Raw genomic sequence first — 18,400 nt, 5'->3', positions numbered from 1 at the left:
CGTGTCCGGGTCCGGGCCCGAAGGCGCCGACGCCCCGCACGGCACGAGCCGTCTCGTCCTGGGCGTGGCGTGGGCCGTGCTGCTCGTGGCCCTGTGGCTGTGGGGCAACGAGATCACCGATGTCCGCGGCGGCCTCTCCGACCCGACCACCGGCGACGTCGCCGCCGTCGGACGGCCCCCCGGCCTCCAACTGCCCGGCCCGCACGAGCCGCTGGCGGACGCGCGGCCGCAGCGCGTGGACGTGCCCTCGCTCGGCGTCCGGGCCCCGGTGGTGGCGCGCGGCCTGGACGCGGTGGGCGCGATCGACCCGCCGCCGTACGGGCAGCCGGGCGTCGTCGGCTGGTACGGCGGCGGGGTGCGGCCGGGGGCCGCCGGGGCCGCGCTGCTCGTGGGGCACGTGGACACGGAGAGCAGGCCCGCCGTCTTCTACCACCTCAGCGCCGTGCGCCCCGGCGAGAAGGTGCGCGTGGTGCGGGACGACGGGGCGGTCGCCGAGTTCACGGTCGACGACGTGCAGGTCATCGGCCGCGACGACTTCGACGCGAAGACGGCCTACGGTCCCCGCCGCGAGGGCCGGGCCGAGCTGCGCCTGATCACGTGCGGCGGCACGTTCGACCGCGCGAGCCGTACGTACTCCGCGAACGTGGTGGTCTCCGCGTACCTCACGGGGGTGGGTCCCTAAACGCTTCGGCTGGCATTGCCGCGATGGGCCGTCGATCGCCTGCGGGCCCGTCGTGGCTGGTCGCGCAGTTCCCCGCGCCCCTTCGGGGCGCTGCCGAACCGCCCTAGCCGACCTTCGGCCCGGTTCTGGGGCGCAGGGCCCGCAGGCCGATGCCGCCGAAGACGGCTGCGAAGACCACCCACATCAGGACGTGTGACGCGAGCGACAGCATGCGGAAGTCCCACAGGAGCGTGGGGCTCACGGGCGTCGGGTCCGGGTTGTCCGGCAGCGCCCACAGCAGCGCGAGGACGGCGGCCGCCGTGCCCGCCGCCGCGAGCTGCCGCACCGGCAGGGCCCTGGCGGCCAGGCGCACGTACACCTGCCAGACCAGGAACATGCCGAGCACGCTGATCACGACGGCCGCGACCCACATCGCCTGCCGGTCGCCCACCGTGCCGGAGTCCCCGACGCCCGGCGGCATCGCCGGATAGCGCAGGGCGGGGAAGAGGGAGATCGCGCAGAACGCGGCCGCGCAGAAGGCGAGCGCGCGCGGCCAGGGGTGGGAGCGCGGATCGCGCCGGTGCACGAGCGCGTACGCGACGGCGAAGAGCACACCGATCGCGAGGCCCGCCACCACCAGGGCGATGACCAGGCCCGCGTGCTGCGTGGAGCGGGAGAACAGCTCCTCGTGGTGCTGCACGGCCGCGCCGGGGTCGTGCTGCTCGTGCGCCTGCGAGCGGGCCTCCTCCGCGCGGATCGCCCGGTCCATCAGGGGTTCGGCGAGCAGCAGCGAGAAGAGCCCGGCGGCGAGCCCGCCCAGGCTCCCGGCCGCGAGACCGCGGCCGAGGAGCGCGAGGACGGGCGACGAGGCCGCTGGGGAGGCGGTGGAGCGAGCCGGACTACGGGGAGCGGTGAGGGAGTTGGGGGATGGGGGAGTCTCTGGGGACGCGGTCATGGTGCGAGCGGCCCCGATCAGTGGCAGGGGGCACCGAAGAGGTGCCTGCCGTCGTGCGCGAACTCGTGGAGGTAGTCGCCGGTCGCCGAGATCAGCGAGCCGTTGTCCATGAAGACGGCGTACAGGGTGATGAGCGCGAGGATCACGGCACCCGCGGCGATCAGCCAGTCGCGGGTCTCGATGGTCGCGGACTGTATCGCGGTGGTGTCGGTCTGTGGTGCGGTGTGCGCAGCGGAAGCGGACATACCGTGGTTCTCCTTACTGGGGTTTCCACGCCCCATGGCAGGAGGACGACGGGTTCAGTTCCTGACTTCCCCACGTGTCGCGCGGGGTCACAGTGGCGGGACCGTCCCGGAGTCGCACCGGGTTCCTGGCAACCGTCGCCTCGATGTATGGACTTGTCGCCGGGAGAGTCGCAGGTGGTCATGGACACTGTCAACCAGTCACCGCGCCCCCGAAGGGCTCGCGCGCGGGCGGCGTGCGCCCCGCGGGCGCACCCTGGCCCGGTCAACGACCCGCTCCCCCGGGAGCCGCCGACCGGGCCGGTCCTCGACCGCGCGCGCTCGAGCTGCGGGAGAAACCCGGCGTCGGCGCGGGAGGCTTCGGAACGCTCCGCTCCGGCCGGGGGCTCGGGCCGTCACCACGACTGTAGAGCGGAAGTCGGTGTCGGCCTAGGGGGGTTTGACGCCAACTCACCTTTTGCCACGGCTTGACGAACGCCGCAGGTGACACGGCCCGGAACCGGCTACGGGGGCGGCGCGTGGCCGTCCCGCAGGCTCGTGTCGTCGAGGGCCCCCTGGATGACCATCCCGGCGACCGTGTCCATGATGAGGCGCTCCCTGCGCGCGTACCGCCGCATCGCGCCGAAGGCGGCGTCGGTCCCGGTCTGCCAGCGCTCGGCCAGTATCCCCTTGGCCTGCTCGATCCGGATGCGGCTGGTGAGCGCCGCCTGGAGCTGCCGGGACAGATCGCGGTACTCGGCGTAGGCGCGCTGGTTGTGCAGACCGGCGCCCGCGGCATCGGCGAGCGCCTGCGCGAGCCCCAACGCGCTGCCCTGTCCGCCCTCTTGGGGCGCCGGAGCGGCCTCCGGCGCGCCGGGCGCGCCGGGCGGCCAGCCCTCCGCGGCGAAGACGTTGAGCACGCCGAAGACGCGCCCCCGGGCCCGCAGCGCCACCGCGAACGCGAGGCCGACGCCCTGGGCGCGGGCCCGTGCCGAGAACTCCGGCCAGCGGGCCACCGCGTCCCGCGACGCGAGCCGGATCGGCCCCACCGGCTTGCCGGTGCCGAAGCAGTCGATGCAGGGTCCGCCCAGGTGCTGGGCCTCGAGCAGCCCGCGGGCGAGGGCCTCGCCGCGGTGGCTCGCGGCGATCCGCACCGTGTCCTCGGCGTTCGTGTACATCACACCCGCGGCGAGGGCGTCCAGGAGCTCCGCGCAGAGCTGGCTGACGCGGCGCAGATGGCGGTCCGCGTCGAAGTCGTCGGCGACCGTGACCACGGTCTCGACGAGGGCGCGCGCCAGTCTGAGCTCCGGGATGCGGTCCGGCATGGCCTGCATGGCCTCTCCTCTTCGCGCGTCCCCCCAAATCGGTCGCCTACCCCGCTTCGAAGGGCTGTAACAGCTCTCCTACAGGTGCCCGGACGGGCTCTCCCAGCCTCGTGACGGACACGTAGCTATGTCAGGATTGGGCACCGGACCGTGCACCCGAGGGGGACTGGATGTACCGCAAGAACACAGGTCGCGGGCGGGGTCTCGGGGCCAGGGGGGTGCCGGTCGCGGTGGTGCTCACGGGGGCCGCGCTGCTGCTTACGGGGTGCTCGTCCGACGGTGACGGGGACGGCGACGAGGCGACCCGTCCGGTGACGCAACAGCCCAAGGACACCGACCCGTTCTGGGTCAACCCCGACGGGAACGCCGCGCGGCAGGTCGCCGCGTACGAGAAGGACGGCGACAAGGACCGGGCGGGGCTCATCCGGAAGATCGCCGAGCAGCCCGTCGGCGAGTGGATCGGCCCGGAGAAGCCCGAGGACGAGGCGCGCGGCTTCACCGAGGCGGCCGAGAAGGCCGACCGCGACGCGCTCCTGGTCCTCTACAACATCCCGCACCGCGACTGCGGTCAGTTCTCCAAGGGCGGCGCCGCCGACGGCAACGCGTACCGGGCGTGGATCGACGGCGTGGCCAGGGGCATCGGCGACCGCGGCGCCACGGTCGTCCTGGAGCCGGACGCGGTCCTGCACATGGTCGACAAGTGCACGCCCGAGCAGTTCCACGAGGAGCGCTACGACCTCCTCAAGGGCGCCATCGCCAAGCTGAAGTCCCTGAAGAACACCAAGGTCTACCTGGACGCGGGCAACGCGGGCTGGTCGCACCCGGACGGCCTGTACGAGCCGCTGAAGCGCTCCGGCGTCGAGCAGGCCGACGGGTTCGCGGTGAACGTCTCCAACTTCCAGACCACCGAGGCGAGCGTGGCCTACGGCAAGACCCTTTCCGCCAAGGTCGGCGGCAAGCCCTTCGTCATCGACACCAGCCGCAATGGGCGCGGGCCCTACTCGGGCGAGGGCAAGGATCCGTGGTGCAACCCCCCGGGCCGGGGCCTGGGGGAGGCGCCCACCACCAAGACCGGTGACCCGAAGGTCGACGCCTACCTCTGGGTCAAGCGCCCCGGTGAATCCGACGGGACCTGCCGTGGCGGCCCCCAGGCCGGGCAGTGGTGGCCCGAGTACGCACTCGGCCTCGCCAAGAACGCCCCTTAAGGGGCGCGGGGAACTGCGCGAGCAACCAGAGAAAAGCCGCAGTCGCATCTGCTCGGTAACTCGGCAGACGCGACTGCGGCTTTTCGCGGGCTGAGCGCGCAGTTCCCCGCGCCCCTTACGGGGCCTTAGGGAACGTGGACCCACTGGGCCTTGCTGGGGACGCCCTCGGCGTTCGTCACGAAGAGCATGTACCAGCCCGACTCCACCAGACTGCGATTCTTCGGCACGGTGACCGTGACCTCGTCGCCGGACTTCTTCATGTCGAGGGCGATCGACGTCTGGTCGATGTCCGTGACGTGGGTGGTGGCCGACGGCCGGATGAGGCGGGCGGACTTGATGGCCGAGGCGTCCCGTACGGGGAACGTGCCGGACGCGCCCCGCTTCAGGGTCTTGGGGCCCGCCCCGAGCGCGGGTTGCTCGCCGTGGTAGAGGTACGGCGGCGTATAGATCTCCACACGCTGCTCGAAGCTCCCCGGCTTGGTGTTGGCCTTGTCGTCGTACAGCGAGTCCGAGCCGAAGAACATCACGCGGCCGTCGGGCAGCAGGATCGAGCCGGAGTGGTAGTTGCGGCCCACGAGCGGGTCGGCGACCTGGTCGAAGGTGTTCTTGCGCGGGTCGTAGAGGCGGGCCTCGTGGATGTTGGAGGCGCCGCGGCCGCGGTAGTCCTCGGAGCCGCCGGAGACCAGGACGGAGTCGTCGGGCAGGATCGACGCCTGCGGATAGCGGGTGCCCCGGCTCAGCTCGGGGCCGTCCACGAAGCGCGGGTCGCGCTTCTTCAGGTCGACGATGCGGGTCTTCTTGGAGGCCTCGGTGGACTCGCCGACGCCACCGCCGCCGACGACCATGTAGCGCTGGTCCTGCGCGGGCGGCAGCTCGACCGTGTTGGAGGTCTCCAGGAGGTCCGGGTCGCTCATGCCCGGGATCTTCTTGAACTTGTTGGTCTCCAGGTCCCAGACGCCCGGGTCACGGCCGACGTCGGCGGGGCCGTAGCCCGCGTTCGAACCGGAGTAGAAGAGCTTGCCGTTCGCCAGCTGGAAGATCGCCGGGTAGGTCGGGAACTGCCGGATCTTCTTCGTGTACGTCCACTTCTTGGTCTTCGGGTCGTACACCTCGTTCTTGCCCGGAACGAGCTGGCCGATCTCGTCGAGGCCGGAGAGGGAGAGCACCTTGCCGTCGGTGAGCGTGGTCAGCGTGGGGTACCAGCGGGCCTCGTTCATCGGGTCGACCTTGATGTACTTCTCGGCGACCGGGTCGAACTCGAAGGTGTCCTTGATGCCCTGGAAGTCCTTCTTGTCCAGGGCGAGCTTCTGCGCGATCCCGTACGTGTTGCGGGCGTCGGCGCCGCTCAGGCCCTGCACGCGGTAGTTGTCCTGCGTGCCGGTCTCGTACTTGGCGCCGGTCGCCTGTGCCTCCACGTAGATGCGGCCGAGGCCCGGGTCGTTGCGCAGGAACGCGCCGGTCCGCTTGTCGAAGACCTTCTTCGCGCGCTCGACGACGACGGGGTCCTTCGACACGAAGGTCTTGCCGTTCTTCTTGCCGGTGAACTTGGTGCCCGCGGGCAGCGTGATCGGCCTGTCCGGGTTCTCGTTGTGCACGATCATCAGGCCACCGGCCTTGGTGACGTCACCCTTGAGCTTCTCGTACCGCTTGGTGCCGCCCGCGATGAGCAGCTTGCCGTCGGCGAGCTGGGTGTGGCCGGTGCAGAACAGGTCCGTGGGCGTCGGGATCTTCTTGATGGTGTTCTTCTCGGGGTCCCAGAGCCGGGTGTCGAACTTCTTCTCGTCGAAGTTCTTCTGGTTGTTGCCCGAGCCCGCCACCATCAGGATCTTGCCGGTGTGCAGGAGCGACGCGTGGATCGTGTTCTGCCGGTACTCCTCGGGGAACTCGACGACCTTCCAGTGGCCGTTCGCCGCCTTGTACTCGGGCTTGTTGATCTTGTAATTGTGGTACTTCTCGGAGCCCACGCGCCACAGCCAGGGGCCGTTCATACCGGCCAGCGCCAGCACCACCGCGGTGCCTATCGCTATCCGGCGGGCGCGCCGGCGGCTGGAGGGGTCTCTCATGTGTCGTGGCTCCCGAGGGCGATGTGCAGGGTGTCGTCATTCGAACCGGCCTGGGTGTTCGCGGCCCAGCTGGGCTTCTGCTGCGGCGCGTGCGGGGCCGGGTGCGCGTGCGGGGGCGCGCTGTGCGGCGCGAACTGCCGGGCGGGCAGCGTCTGCTGCTCGGGCCCCTGGGGGCCGCCGCCCGCCGCGGGCGCCGACGGTGTCTTCCGCTCCTGCCGCAGGCCGTGCCGCCAGGCGAAGATCGGCGCGGCGGTGACGAGCAGGGCGAAGGTGGCCCAGATGATCATCGCCGGGTGCGCGTGGTCGTACACGTACGCCGCCGCGATGGAACCGCCGAAGACCAGGATGAAGAACAGGTGGATCCGGAACGTGCCGAACAGCGTGTCCGGGCTCGCCGAGTCGCCCTTGGGCGTGACCACGAAGCTGCTCTTGCGGCGCAGCGCGGCGTCCATGAGGGAGCGCGCGTAGATCGGGGCCGAGAGGGCCGACATCACCATGCCCGCGACGCCACCGGAGCCCTCGGGCTCGTGCGGCGAGACGTTGTGGCGGCGGTTCCAGATGTACAGGCCGATCTGGAGCGCGGACGCGTTGCCGTACAGCATGAGCCAGATGGTCGGGTCGATGTTGACGCCGGAGGCGCCGAGGCCGAGGAACAGGGCGCAGCTCAGCGCCGCGAGGATCCAGTTCAGGGCGGACATCGGGTAGAAGATGACCATCATCGTGTAGTTGAAGAGACGGCCCGGCGGCAGCGAGAACGGGGCCTTCCAGAACTGCTTGAGGATCGTCTCGTACGTGCCGCGCGACCAGCGGAGCTGCTGGGTGAAGAAGTCCGTCCAGGCATTGGGGCCCTCGCCGACGGCGAGCACGTCCGGGGTGTAGACGGACTTCCACTTCCTTCCGGTGACCGGGTTCTCGTGGCGGTGGATCTCGAAGCCCGTCGCCATGTCCTCGGTGATCGAGTCGTACAGGCCGCCGATCTGCTTGAGGGCCTTGATGCGCACCGCGTTGGAGGTGCCGACGAACATGGGCGAGCCGTAGGCGTTGCCCGCGCGCTGGATGAGGGCGTGGAAGAGGAACTGCTGGGACTCGGCCGCCTTGGTGACGAACGTGTCGTAGTTGCCGTAGACCTGCGGGCCGATGACGAAGCCGACGTCCGGGTCGCGGAAGAAGCCGAGCATCCGCTCCAGGTAGTTGGGCATCGGGACGTGGTCGGTGTCCACGGAGGCGAAGTAGTCGTAGGCGTCGCCGTGCGCGTCCAGCCAGGCGTTGTAGTTGCCGTGCTTGGTCTTGGCGCGGTGCGGGCCCTTGGCCTGGTTCCACTTCGCGACGCCCTTGCGGGAGAAGTGGTGCACGCCCAGGCGCGCGCAGACGGCCTTGACCTCGGGGTCGTCGCCCTCGTCGAGCAGCCATACGTGAAGGAGGCCGCGGTGGCGCAATCTCACCGCCGCTTCGAGGGTCTTGGTGACCATCTCGATCGGCTCCTTGCCGGGCACGAACGAGGTGAGGAAGGCGACGCGGGTGCCGGTCTCGGGCACGACGGGGATCGGGTCGCGGGCGACCAGCGTGGCGTGCGCGTTGGACAGGACGTTCATGCAGCGGAAGAACTCGATCAAGCCGATCGAGACGAGCATGACGACGTCGAGCACGGGCAGGAAGTCATATGCGGGGTAGTCGCGCTCCGTCCAGTGCTCGGGCTGGAGCAGCCAGGCGAGCAGGACGAGGGAGAGCAGCGGCGCCGCGCCGAGCATGAGGGCCGCGCGTATCCGGTGCGGCTCCTGGGAGAGCAGGGAGCGGTACTGGACCTTGTACGGCTTGGCCGGGTCCGGCTGGGTGAGGGGCCCCGCGAGGCGGCTGTAGTGCTCGTAGTCGTAGCGCGGCAGTGACTTCTTGATGCGTCGCAGACCGCTCGTCCGGTGCGAGAGCACGCGCAGCTGGGTGGTCTGGGACGGGTCGCCCTGCCGCTCGCCCGGTGGCGTCGACGTCATGAGTCATCCCCCCGCACGCGGCTGTCCGCGTGGTCGTCGGTCCTTTCGCCCGCGGCGGTCCCCCTCGACCTGCGCGAGCGCATCAAGTGGTAGGCCACCCCTCGCCTAGGACAGCGAAACGTGGCCTTCCGGTTGCATGATGCCCCCCTTGGCATCCGTTCATGAACGCGGGGACCCCCTGTCCCGGTGCTCATGAGGACTCTCGTCGTACGGGCGGCGTCCGAGTCCCCAACTGCCCCGCGTCGCACGCCCCGTGAGAGCCGTGGCTCCGGTGAGCCTGCCGTCAGGGTTCTATGCGCCCTTGCGTGATCGCAAGAGTGAAAGCAAGGAGTTTACCGGTCATATGTGGGGCTGGAGGTCACTGTTGAGGCGGGCGCGCTCAAGCGGGTGCGAATGTTGCCGAAGTGTTCGCGTATGGCCCGTTCCGCGCGCAGGACGTCCGAGGAGCGGACCGCGTCGAGGATCTCGCGGTGCTGGCGGCAGGTGATCTTCGGGTCCCTCGGCACGTCGACGAGGTCGGTGCGGACCTTGTGGAAGGCGTCCCAGAACGCCTCCAGGACCTCGCCGAGGAGCCGGTTGCCCAGGCAGCGGTAGAGCGTGGCGTGGAAGGCGCGGTCGGTCTCGGCGCGGACCTCGCCGTCGGGCCCGGCGGCCTCGGCGTCCATGCGGTCCACGAGTGCGTCGAGCTCGGCCAGGTCGGCGGGCGGCAGGGAGCCCGCGAGGCGCGCGATCAGGCCGGTCTCGACGGCCTCGCGCAGCTCCAGGAGCTGGAGCAGGCTGTCCTCGCCGCGGTAGTGCCCGGCGACGGTGCGGAAGGTGAGGCCCTCGATCATCGGGGCCATCGACATCGGCCCGACGTAGGTGCCGAAGCCGTGCCGGATCTCGACGATGCCCATGGCCTGGAGCGCCTTGAGCGCCTCGCGCACGGAGTTCCGGCTGACGCCGAGGCGCTCCATCAGCTCCGGCTCGGTCGGCAGCACGGAGCCGGAGGGCAGCCGCTGGTCGATGATGAGTTTCTTGATCCGCTCCTGGATGTCCCGCGCCATGGCGCAACGGTAGCGGCAGAACGACGAAAGCCCCCCGTCGGAGACGGGGGGCTTTCGTCGTTCTGGGGGGTGTGGGTGGCGAAGCCCCCACGGCGCGCGGCGAAGCCGCGCAGAAACAGAGATGGCGAGGCCGGTTCGCGCATTCCGCGAACATGCCTCGCCATCGTCATCGTGCGCCGCCAGGGACTCGAACCCCGGACCCGCTGATTAAGAGTCAGCTGCTCTAACCAACTGAGCTAGCGGCGCCTGCTGACGGAGATAACTCTACCGGACGTTGAGGGGTGCTCTTGACCACGCGGCTCTCTGGGGTGCGTCAGGGCGGGGGGTGGGCGGATCGACGGGAAGGGCTTTAGCGGGCCCCCTCCATCATTCGGACCGTCAACATGCGATATCCCCGGACAGTTGGAAAACTGACGGATATGCAGATGCGCGGACAATCCTGGCCGGGGGCCTTCCCCGGACACCCCGGCGGATGTGAGGGGAATCGCATGGAGGCCGCTCCGGCATTCGAGGAATTCAGGCCCGCGAGCGACTGCGCCTGCCCGGGCTGCGTGCACTGGCGGCGCTCCGGAACGCACGCGCTGCCGCCGGGGCGCGGCGGTCACCCGGGTGCGCACGGCGCCCGGCGGGCCCTGGTCCTCGCGGCGGCGGCGGGCTCCGTGCTCGGCCCGGGCCAGGCGCTGCCCGCGGCCGCGGCCCCGGTCCAGGAGTCGTTCTCGCAGGTGGGAGCGGGTGTGTCGGCCCCGAAGGGGGATGACCCCGGCACCCCGCAGGGCAGGCAGAGCCCGCTGCACGGGACGAGCGCGCACGGCGCCCGGCTGCGCACCACCACCCGGGCCGAGATCATCGCCAGGGCCAGGCAGTGGGTGAACGCGCGGGTCCCGTACAACCTGCGGAGTTTCTGGTCGGACGGCTACCGGCAGGACTGCTCGGGCTTCGTCTCGATGGCCTGGGACCTCGGCGGAAACGAATGGACGGGCACGCTCGACCAGTACGGGACACGCATCTCCAAGGCGGCCCTCGCGCCGGGGGACATTCTCCTGTTCCACAATCCGGCGAACCCGGAGAGGGGCTCGCACGTGACGATTTTCGGCGGCTGGACGGACTCCACGCGCACCTCCTATCTCGCCTATGAGCAGGCGCGGCCGTACACCCGGAAGAAGGCCACGCCCTACGCGTACTGGAAGGACGCGGACCGCTACCGGGCCTATCGGTACAAGGGCCTGCGGGCGCCGGGGCCCGCGGGTGCCGCCCCGGCGGTGTCCGCGCGCTACCCCGGCGCGCGCTCCTTCGGCCCCGGCGCGCACAACGCGTACGTCACCCGGCTCGGGAGGCTGCTCGTCGCCCGGGGCGGTGCCCCCTTCTACCGGTCGGGGCCGGGGCCCCGCTGGGGCGACGCCGACCGCAGGGCGACCCGGGCGTTCCAGCTGGCCCAGGGCTGGAGGGGCACGGACGCGGACGGCATCCCGGGGCCGCTGACGTGGTCGTACCTGGTCACGGGCAAGGGGCGGGACATTCCGGGCGGCCGTGGCGCCGGTGGCGGGCAGGGCGCCCCCGGGGCCCCTGGAGTCCCCGCCGCTCCCGCCGCTCCCGCCGTCCCCGTCTTCCCCGGCAAGGTCCACTTCCGGCCCGGGCAGAGCAACGCGTACGTCGAGCTGCTCGGGCGGCAGCTCGTGCGCAAGGGCTTCGGCAAGTACTACGCGGTCGGGCCCGGGCCGCGCTGGGGCGAGGCGGACCGCAGGGCGGTCGAGGCCTTCCAGCGGGCGCAGGGCTGGCGGGGCGGCGCGGCCGACGGGGTCCCGGGCCCCGAGACCTGGCGGCGGCTGTTCCGGTGAGGGGCCCGCGCGCGGCGGGGAACCCATGGCGGAGGCGACGGAGGCAGAGATGAGCACGACGACAGAGCGGTCCCCGGAGTCGGACGAAGGCCGGGGGCGCGGCGGCGCGGCGGGGGCCGCGGGCCGTCCGTCCCGCCTCATCCACAGCGAGGCCACCACGGAGATCCCCGTCCACCTGCTGTTCCGCGACGATCCTCGGGATCCGGTGGGGGTGGCGCTGCCCTCCGCCGTGGTGCGCGGCGGTGCGGGGCGCCCCCGCGGGGAGCCGGGGCCCCGGGCGGCGGCGGCCCGGCCGTCCGTGCCGCTCCCGCCGCCGGTGCCCGGGGCCGACCCGGAGCTCGCCGAGCGGCGCGCCCGGGTGCTGCCCGGCGCGGTCGGGGTGCTCGCCGGTGGCGTGGGCGCGGCCGGGTGCGCGCTCGCGCTGTGGTGGGCCGGGGTGCTGCCCCGGGTCCTGCCCGGGGCGCCGGGCCGGGCGGGGGCGCAGGGGATCGGGGCCGCGCAGTGGGCGGTGCTCGCCGGGGCCGGGGCGCTCGCCCTGTTCGGGTTCGGCGGGCTCGCGCGCGGCCGGGTCGGCGGGGCGTGGGTCCTGACCCTGTTCGGCCGGTACCGGGGCAGCGTGCGGCGGACCGGTCTGCTGTGGGTGAACCCGCTGCTCCTTCGGCGCCGCGTCGACGTGCGCCTTCGGCACTGGCGCAGCGAGCCGATGGCCGCCGTGGACCGCTCCGGCGTGGCGCTGCGGGTGGTGGTGCTCGTGGTGTGGCGGGTCAGGGACACCGCGCGGGCCGCGCTCGCCGTCGCGGACCACCAGGAGTACCTGCGCGAGTGCGTGGAGGCGACCGCCGCGCGCGTCCTGTCGCGGCTGCCCGCCGACGCCTTCCACGACGGGGCGCGGGGCGCGGCCGACGGCGGCCCGACGCTGCGCGACGCGGAGGCCGTCGGGGAGGCCCTGACCCGGGCCCTCGCCGCGCAGGCGGAGCCGGTGGGGATCGAGGTCTTCTCCGTACAGCCGACGCGCATCGAGTACGCGCCGGAGGTGGCCGAGGCGATGCACCGGCGCCGGATCGCCGCGCTCGACGCGCGGCACCGCGACAGCGTGCTCACGTCGGTGGTGGACTCCGTCGAGGACACGGTGACGCGCTTGACCACGCGCGGCCTGGTCGAGCTCGACGACTACGAGCGCAAGGCGCTGGTGAAGGACCTGACGGTGGCGTTCTACACGGGGCACGGCGAGCGCTGAACCCGGTACGCCGCCGTACCTGCCGAAGTACGCCGGAATCGGCTGCCCGCACCGTGAACTTGTGGAGGAATCGCGGGGGCCGTGCGACCGGATCATCTCCTCGGTTGGTATGGACATGTTCAACTAACCGCAATAATCTGAGACTTGGTCTAGACCGCGCATCTTCGTTGGTCCAGACCATGCGAATCGCACCCCGCGTGGCACCGGAACATCCGTCACACGGCAGCTCAGCACGACCGTCAGCGCGCACGGCTCACAGAACTACCCCCACGTTGTTCAGGAGCGCAGCATGCGAAAGAAGATGTCCGCCGCCATGCTCGGGATGGCGACGGTCGGAGCGTTCGTGCTCTCGACCGGCGGCGCCAGCAGCCATGGCTACACCGACCTGCCCGCAAGCCGCCAGATCAACTGCGCCAAGGGCGTGGTGACGGGCTGCGGTTCCATACAGTACGAACCGCAGAGCGTCGAGGGCCCCAAGGGCTTCCCCGCGGGCGGCCCCGCCGACGGAAAGCTCTGTTCCGCCGGGCTCGCCGGATTCAGCTCGCTCAACAAGGCGACGCAGCCGAACGGCAACGCCTGGCCCACGACGAAGGTGTCCGGCGGCCAGAGCTACAGCTTCCGCTGGCAGTTCACCGCGCGCCACCGCACCACGGACTTCCGCTACTACATCACCAAGCAGGGCTGGAACGAGAGCCAGCCCCTGACCAGGGCGGCGCTCGACACCCAGCCGTTCCTCACCGTCCCCTACAACAGCCAGCAGCCGCCCGCGACCCTGTCGCACAGCGGCACGATCCCGGGCGGCCGCAGCGGCCACCACGTGATCCTCGCCGTCTGGACGATCGCGGACACGGGCAACGCGTTCTACGCCTGCTCCGACGTCACCTTCTGAGCCCGCGAGCACCTGGTTCAGAGGTTCCCCTGAGGATCCCCGCCACCCCCCACGGGTAGGTTCTGCGCACGCCGTACGTGACCACGACGGCGTGCGCGGGACTTAACGGGGGACCCTCATGGACGCGTTCTTCACGCTGATACCGCTGGTCATGGCGGCCGGAGCCGTCGCCATGGCGGTCGCGATCGCCAGGCGCTCGGCCCAGGTGCGGCGCGCCTGGGGCAGCGGCCTGACCGCCGAGGCGCGCTGTCTGCGCACCTACACCACGACCTCCGGGCACCGCGACCACGTGTCCACGACCGTCCACCACGTCTACGAGTTCGTCACCCGCGACGGCCGTACGGTCCGCTTCGAGGAGGAGGACGGCCCGGCGACGGTCGTCGAAGGCGACATCGTGACCGTGTACTACGCCCCGGACCGGCCCGAGCGGGCGACCGCCCACGCACCGCGCCCGGTCGCGAACACGCTGGCCACGGTCGCCACGCTCTGCTTCCTCGGCCTGTTCGCCGTCTTCTGCCTCTCCTTCGCCGTCGGCGCGCACGCCTTCTCCGAGGACTTCGGCTGGGGGCCCGGCGACCCGGACATCGAAGTGCCCTGAGCGTGAAGCACACGTTGCGGGGCGCGGCCTATGTGCTGTCAGGGATCGCGCTGGGAGCCCCCCTCCTCGTCGCCCTGGCCGGAGGCCTCGTCCTCGGCCTGGCCGCCAGCCTCGTCGTGGTGGGCATCCCCCTGCTCGCGCTCCTCGCGCTCGCGGGCGTGCCCGTGGCGGCCCTGGAGCGCCGCCGCGCCCTCCTCGTACGGCCCGGGCCCCTGGCCAGCCCGCACCGCACCCCCGCCGCCCCGGGCCTCGCGGCCTGGCTGCGGCTGCGGGTGCGGGAGCAGGCGACCTGGCGGGAGTTGGCGTACGCCGTCCTGATGGCGTGCGTGCTGTGGCCCCTCGACCTGGCCGTCGCCGCCTGCACGCTGGGGCTGCCCCTCGCCCTGACCGCCGCGCCCGCCCACCTCGCGCTCACCGGCGGCCCCGACGGCGGTGGCGTCCGGCCCGCGAAGCTGTGGTTCGTCGCGTCCTACCCGGCGGCCTGCGGCACCGCCCTGCTCGGCCTGGCGCTGCTCGCCGCCCTGCTGTACCCGCTCGGCGCGTACGCCACCGCCCGCGCCGCCGTCGCCCAACTCCTGCTCGCCCCGCGCGAGGCCGAGGCGGAGGCGCGGCTCGCCGAGGTGACCCGGTCCAGGGCCCGGCTCGTCGCCGCCTTCGAGGCCGAGCGCCGCCGGGTGGAGCGGGATCTGCACGACGGGGCGCAGCAGCGGCTCGTCGCCCTGAGCATGGGCCTCGGGCTCGCCCGCCTCGACGCCGAGCCGGGCAGCCCGCTGGCGGCCCGGATCGCCGCCGCCCACGAGGAGGCCGACCGGGTCCTCGCCGAACTGCGCGAGCTGATCCGGGGCATCCACCCGCGCGTCCTCGCCGACTACGGCCTCGCGGCCGCCGTGGAGGACGCCGCCGACCGCTCGCCCGTGCCCGTCGACACCGACGCGGACCTGCCCCGGCTGCCCGAACCCGTCGAGTCCGCCGCGTACTTCGCGGTCCGCGAGGCCCTCGCCAACGTCGCCCGGCACAGCGGCGCCGCACGGGCCGAGGTGCACGCCCGGCACACGGGGGGCGCCCTGCGGCTGCGGGTGCGCGACGACGGGCGCGGCGGCGCCGACCCCGCGCGCGGCACCGGTCTGACCGGCCTCGCCGACCGCCTCGCCGTCCTCGATGGCACACTGACCGTCACCAGTCCGCCCGGCGGGCCGACCGTCCTGTCCCTGGAGATACCGTGCGACCCGATGCCGCCCGCGCCCGCCGCGTAGTCCTCGCCGAGGACAGCGTGCTGCTGCGCGAGGGCCTCGTCGGGGTGCTCACCCGCTTCGGGCACGAGGTGGCCGCCGCGGTCGGCGACGCGGACGCGCTGCGCTTGGCCGTCGCCGCCCACGCGCCGGACGTCGTCGTCACCGACGTGCGGATGCCGCCCGGCTTCCAGGACGAGGGGCTGCGCGCCGCGCTCGCCCTGCGCGCGGAGCGGCCCGGCCTGCCGGTCCTCGTGCTCAGCCAGTACGTGCAGCGGTCGTACGCCGCCGAGTTGCTGGACACCGGTGACGGCGGCGGGGTCGGCTATCTGCTCAAGGACCGGGTCGGCCAGGTCGAGCAGTTCGTGGACGCCTTCACCCGGGTCGCCGACGGCGGCACGGTCGTGGACCCCGAAGTCGTACGGCAGTTGCTGCGGCGCAGGCGCGATCCGCTTGAACGGCTCACGCCGCGCGAGCGCGAGGTGCTCGCGCTGGTCGCGGAGGGCCGGTCCAACGCCGCGATCGCCGCCGAACTCGTCGTCACCGAGGCCGCCGTGGGCAAGCACATCGGCAACATCCTCGGCAAGCTCGACCTGCCCGTCACCGACGGCACGCACCGGCGGGTGCTCGCCGTCCTCGCGTATCTCCGGGCCTGACTACCATCCCGGGCATGGGCATGTCGGAGCAAGGACCCGCGGAGCGCGGGGCCCGCACCCCGCGCCAGGCACGGCGGCTGCGCGTCGCCGCCGCCACCGCGGGGATGGCGGTGGCGGCGGTGCTGCTCGGAATGCATCTACTAAATAGAGCGTCCGTTCTAGTCGTGGGTGTGTACGGGCTGCTGCTCGTCCTCTGCGGCCTGGTCGTCGAGCTGAGCCGCCGCGGCCGGACCAGACTCGGCAGCTACCTCCTCGGCTGCGGGCTCGCCGCCGCCGTCGTCATGGACGTCATCGTGCTCTCCTGAGGACCGGGCCCGGCGGCCGGGCGCTCGGGCCGGGCCTCGGCCGGGGCCTCGGAGAGCCCGTACCGCTGGTGCAGCCGCCGCAGGAACGGCGGGGCCCACCACGCCCGGTCGCCGAGCAGCGTCATCGCGGCGGGCACGAGGAGCATCCGTACGATCGTGGCGTCGATCAGGACCGCGAGCGTCAGGCCCAGGCCGATCTGCAGGATCGGCGAGAAGCCGCCCGTCATGAAGCCGCCGAAGACGATGGCGAGCAGCAGCGCGGCACAGGTCACCACGCGGCCCGAGCGGCGCAATCCCTCGACGACCGCCTCGTGCGCGTCCCCGGTCGCCTCCCAGGACTCCCGCATCCGCGACAGGATGAACAGCTCGTAGTCCATGGCAAGGCCGAACGCGATCGCGATGATCAGCGGCGGCGCGGTCAGGCTGAGCGCGCCGAGCCCCTCGCCGCCGAGCAGCGAGGCCCCGTGCCCGTCCTGGAACACCCAGGTCACCACGCCGAGCGCGGCCCCCAGGCTCAGAAGCGTGGTAAGCAGCGTCCGCAGCGGGCTCAGGAGCGAGCCGGTGAAGGCGAAGAGCAGCGCGAACAGGCCCCCGAGCACGGTGAGTACGGCCCACGGCGCCCGGTCGGCGAGCATCGCCCGGAAGTCCACGAGCCGGGCCGCGGTGCCGGTCACCTGGACCGGCTCGCCGTCGCGCAGGTCGCGCACCCGCTCGACGAGGGCGGTCGCACCGGGCCCGTCCGCCGAGCCGGTCGGGGTGAGCCGCACCAGCGTCGAACCGTTCGGCAGCCGCTCGCTGTCCGACCGGGTGACGCCGGGCAGGGCGCGGATCTCCCGGGCGTAGGCGGGGTCGGCGCCGGGCCGGATCATCACGTCGACGGTGTTCACGTCCGTGCCCGCGGGGAAGTGCTCGTGCACGGCGTCGTAGAGCTGCCGGGCCTCGGTGTCGTGCGGCAGCTGGCGGGCGTCGCCGATCTCGATGCGCAGGCCGAGGACGGGCATCGCGAGCACGGCGAGCCCGGCGACCACGGTGACCAGGACGGCGTAGGGACGCCGGGCCGAGAAGCGGGCGAGCCGGGCGAAGAGCGCGCCGGGCTCCGACGTCCGCTTCCGCAGCCGGGCCTTCGAGCGCTTGGGCGTCAGCTTGCCGCCGAACAGGGCGAGCAGCGCGGGCAGCAGCGTCAGGGCCGCCAGCATGTCGACCACGACGACCGCGCCCGCCGCGAGGCCCATGCTCCGCAGGAACGGGCTGGGGAACCACACCAGGCCCGACAGGCACACCGCCACCGTCAGACCGGAGAACAGCACGGTCCGCCCGGCGTGCGCGACCGTCGCGTGCACGGCGCGTACGACATCCGGCTCACGCCCCCGTTCCTCGCGGAACCGCACCACCATGAGGAGCGCGTAGTCCACCGCGAGGCCGAGGCCCAGCATCGAGACCACCTGAACCGCGTACACGGAGATGTCCGTGACCTGGCTGAACGCGAACAGCGTCAGGAACGCCCCGGCAACGCCGCTCACCGCCACGAGCAGCGGAAGCCCGGCCGCCCGCAGCCCCCCGAAGATCAGCAGCAGGGCGAGCAGCACGGCGGGCAGGGTGATCAACTCGGCGCGCGCCACGTCCTGTTGGGCGCGCCCGCCCATCTGGTCGCCGAGCAGCGGGTCGCCGCTGACCGCCACGTCGACGCGGTCGTCGGCCGCCCCGGCGATCTCCCGCAGCCGGTCGGCGGCGTCGTTCACCGCGTGGATCTCGTCGCGGTCCGAGAGGTCGCCCTCCAGCGTGACGGGGATCAGGAGCACCTTGCCGTCCTCGGCGACCAGGCCCTTGGCGGTGTACGGGTCGAGGACGCGGTCGACGCCCGGCAGGCCGCGCAGGTCCGCGAGCGCCTCGGACACCGCGGTCCGCACCTGCGGGGCGCGCACCGAGCCGTCCGCGCCGCCCGTCACGGACGCCGTGAAGGACTCCCCGCCCGGTGTGAGCGGCCCGAGCACCTCGCTCGTGACCGCGGACTCGCTGCCGGGCACGTCCTCCACGGACGAGTTGAGGTCGCCGAAGACCCGCGTACCGAAGCCGAATCCGACGGCGAGCAGCAGAAACCAGACCAACAGCACCAAGACCGGACGCCGGGTGGCCGTCCGGGACAGCTTGGCGAGCATGACCGCTCCTAACTGGCCCCAGGGGCCGGGGCGA

General features: G+C 72.5%; 16 protein-coding genes, 1 tRNA gene and 1 riboswitch. Of the genes, 9 read left to right on the top strand and 8 right to left on the bottom strand.

The genetic code is table 11. The features are described from left to right. The first annotated feature begins 1 nt into the window (after position 1). Positions 2 to 682 (top strand): class F sortase, encoded by a 681-nt coding sequence (locus tag ACIG3E_RS09035; protein WP_399613119.1) that lies wholly within the window; start codon positions 2 to 4, stop codon positions 680 to 682. Positions 683 to 785: 103 nt separating this feature from the next. On the opposite strand, the gene ACIG3E_RS09030 is transcribed toward ACIG3E_RS09035, so the two are convergent. From ACIG3E_RS09030 to ACIG3E_RS09020, 3 genes are all read right to left on the bottom strand, one after another. Then, a complete protein-coding gene (locus ACIG3E_RS09030) occupies positions 786 to 1,616 on the bottom strand; it encodes a CbtA family protein (protein WP_399613117.1) in 831 nt (276 codons plus the stop codon). A gap of 17 nt (positions 1,617 to 1,633) precedes the next feature. Continuing rightward, the gene (locus ACIG3E_RS09025) at positions 1,634 to 1,861 is read right to left on the bottom strand and encodes a CbtB-domain containing protein (protein WP_399613115.1); all 228 of its coding nucleotides are present in this window, start codon (positions 1,859 to 1,861) and stop codon (positions 1,634 to 1,636) included. A gap of 55 nt (positions 1,862 to 1,916) precedes the next feature. Further along, positions 1,917 to 1,989, bottom strand: a riboswitch (cobalamin riboswitch). Positions 1,990 to 2,361: 372 nt separating this feature from the next. Then, positions 2,362 to 3,171: an ANTAR domain-containing protein gene (locus ACIG3E_RS09020; protein ID WP_399613113.1), complete on the bottom strand. Its 810-nt coding sequence runs from the start codon at positions 3,169 to 3,171 to the stop codon at positions 2,362 to 2,364. 161 nt (positions 3,172 to 3,332) lie between these two features. Between ACIG3E_RS09020 and ACIG3E_RS09015 the strand changes: the two genes are divergently transcribed. Continuing rightward, positions 3,333 to 4,367, top strand: a complete 1,035-nt coding sequence (locus ACIG3E_RS09015; RefSeq protein WP_399613110.1) for a glycoside hydrolase family 6 protein — start codon at positions 3,333 to 3,335, stop codon at positions 4,365 to 4,367. Positions 4,368 to 4,492: 125 nt separating this feature from the next. Here the strand turns inward: ACIG3E_RS09015 and ACIG3E_RS09010 are convergent, their stop codons facing one another. From ACIG3E_RS09010 to ACIG3E_RS08995, 4 genes are all read right to left on the bottom strand, one after another. After that, the gene (locus ACIG3E_RS09010; RefSeq protein WP_399613108.1) at positions 4,493 to 6,430 is read right to left on the bottom strand and encodes a galactose oxidase-like domain-containing protein; all 1,938 of its coding nucleotides are present in this window, start codon (positions 6,428 to 6,430) and stop codon (positions 4,493 to 4,495) included. Further along, entirely contained in the window at positions 6,427 to 8,415 is a 1,989-nt protein-coding gene (locus ACIG3E_RS09005) for a glycosyltransferase family 2 protein (RefSeq protein WP_399613104.1), read from the bottom strand. The genes ACIG3E_RS09010 and ACIG3E_RS09005 overlap by 4 nt, the downstream gene beginning before the upstream one ends. 332 nt (positions 8,416 to 8,747) lie before the next feature. Next, entirely contained in the window at positions 8,748 to 9,461 is a 714-nt protein-coding gene (locus ACIG3E_RS09000) for a FadR/GntR family transcriptional regulator (protein WP_399613101.1), read from the bottom strand. Between the two features lie 172 nt (positions 9,462 to 9,633). Continuing rightward, a tRNA-Lys gene (locus ACIG3E_RS08995) sits at positions 9,634 to 9,707 on the bottom strand. Between the two features lie 242 nt (positions 9,708 to 9,949). Here ACIG3E_RS08995 and ACIG3E_RS08990 point away from each other — a divergent pair. The 7 genes from ACIG3E_RS08990 (at position 9,950) to ACIG3E_RS08960 (ending at position 16,210) form a co-directional block, all read left to right on the top strand. Beyond that, positions 9,950 to 11,296 carry a peptidoglycan-binding protein gene (locus ACIG3E_RS08990; protein ID WP_399613099.1) on the top strand — a complete coding sequence of 449 codons (1,347 nt, stop codon included), beginning with the start codon at positions 9,950 to 9,952 and terminating at the stop codon, positions 11,294 to 11,296. A 49-nt stretch (positions 11,297 to 11,345) separates the two neighbouring features. Continuing rightward, positions 11,346 to 12,533: an SPFH domain-containing protein gene (locus tag ACIG3E_RS08985; RefSeq protein WP_399613097.1), complete on the top strand. Its 1,188-nt coding sequence runs from the start codon at positions 11,346 to 11,348 to the stop codon at positions 12,531 to 12,533. A 289-nt stretch (positions 12,534 to 12,822) separates the two neighbouring features. Then, positions 12,823 to 13,422 (top strand): lytic polysaccharide monooxygenase, encoded by a 600-nt coding sequence (locus tag ACIG3E_RS08980; protein WP_399613095.1) that lies wholly within the window; start codon positions 12,823 to 12,825, stop codon positions 13,420 to 13,422. A 118-nt stretch (positions 13,423 to 13,540) separates the two neighbouring features. Continuing rightward, on the top strand, positions 13,541 to 14,020 hold the full coding sequence (locus tag ACIG3E_RS08975) for a DUF3592 domain-containing protein (protein ID WP_399613092.1): 480 nt from the start codon (positions 13,541 to 13,543) through the stop codon (positions 14,018 to 14,020). Between the two features lie 2 nt (positions 14,021 to 14,022). Further along, positions 14,023 to 15,273 (top strand): sensor histidine kinase, encoded by a 1,251-nt coding sequence (locus ACIG3E_RS08970; protein WP_399613090.1) that lies wholly within the window; start codon positions 14,023 to 14,025, stop codon positions 15,271 to 15,273. After that, positions 15,240 to 15,905, top strand: a complete 666-nt coding sequence (locus tag ACIG3E_RS08965; RefSeq protein WP_399613087.1) for a response regulator — start codon at positions 15,240 to 15,242, stop codon at positions 15,903 to 15,905. Before ACIG3E_RS08970 ends, ACIG3E_RS08965 begins: the two co-directional genes overlap by 34 nt. Positions 15,906 to 16,069: 164 nt before the next feature. Next, positions 16,070 to 16,210, top strand: coding sequence for a hypothetical protein (locus ACIG3E_RS08960; RefSeq protein ID WP_399613084.1), 141 nt, complete (start codon positions 16,070 to 16,072; stop codon positions 16,208 to 16,210). On the opposite strand, the gene ACIG3E_RS08955 is transcribed toward ACIG3E_RS08960, so the two are convergent. Further along, positions 16,150 to 18,366 carry an MMPL family transporter gene (locus ACIG3E_RS08955; protein ID WP_399613081.1) on the bottom strand — a complete coding sequence of 739 codons (2,217 nt, stop codon included), beginning with the start codon at positions 18,364 to 18,366 and terminating at the stop codon, positions 16,150 to 16,152. The two genes, ACIG3E_RS08960 and ACIG3E_RS08955, sit on opposite strands and share 61 nt — an antisense overlap. Positions 18,367 to 18,400: the final 34 nt, after the last annotated feature.

Origin of the sequence: Streptomyces sp. NPDC053474 (genome assembly GCF_044544845.1) — a bacterium.
Lineage (GTDB): Bacteria > Actinomycetota > Actinomycetes > Streptomycetales > Streptomycetaceae > Streptomyces.
The sequence above is the reverse complement of the archived record's forward strand: the minus strand, read 5'-3'. Positions and strand labels throughout refer to the sequence as shown.

Coding starts and splice junctions, on each gene's coding strand:
- ACIG3E_RS08955 (WP_399613081.1), bottom strand. CDS start 18,366: ATGCTCGCCAAGCTGTCCCGGACGGCCACCCGGCGTCCGGTCTTGGTG.
- ACIG3E_RS08975 (WP_399613092.1), top strand. CDS start 13,541: ATGGACGCGTTCTTCACGCTGATACCGCTGGTCATGGCGGCCGGAGCC.
- ACIG3E_RS09005 (WP_399613104.1), bottom strand. CDS start 8,415: ATGACGTCGACGCCACCGGGCGAGCGGCAGGGCGACCCGTCCCAGACC.
- ACIG3E_RS08990 (WP_399613099.1), top strand. CDS start 9,950: ATGGAGGCCGCTCCGGCATTCGAGGAATTCAGGCCCGCGAGCGACTGC.
- ACIG3E_RS08980 (WP_399613095.1), top strand. CDS start 12,823: ATGCGAAAGAAGATGTCCGCCGCCATGCTCGGGATGGCGACGGTCGGA.
- ACIG3E_RS09015 (WP_399613110.1), top strand. CDS start 3,333: ATGTACCGCAAGAACACAGGTCGCGGGCGGGGTCTCGGGGCCAGGGGG.
- ACIG3E_RS09030 (WP_399613117.1), bottom strand. CDS start 1,616: ATGACCGCGTCCCCAGAGACTCCCCCATCCCCCAACTCCCTCACCGCT.
- ACIG3E_RS09010 (WP_399613108.1), bottom strand. CDS start 6,430: ATGAGAGACCCCTCCAGCCGCCGGCGCGCCCGCCGGATAGCGATAGGC.
- ACIG3E_RS09025 (WP_399613115.1), bottom strand. CDS start 1,861: ATGTCCGCTTCCGCTGCGCACACCGCACCACAGACCGACACCACCGCG.
- ACIG3E_RS09020 (WP_399613113.1), bottom strand. CDS start 3,171: ATGCAGGCCATGCCGGACCGCATCCCGGAGCTCAGACTGGCGCGCGCC.
- ACIG3E_RS08985 (WP_399613097.1), top strand. CDS start 11,346: ATGAGCACGACGACAGAGCGGTCCCCGGAGTCGGACGAAGGCCGGGGG.
- ACIG3E_RS09000 (WP_399613101.1), bottom strand. CDS start 9,461: ATGGCGCGGGACATCCAGGAGCGGATCAAGAAACTCATCATCGACCAG.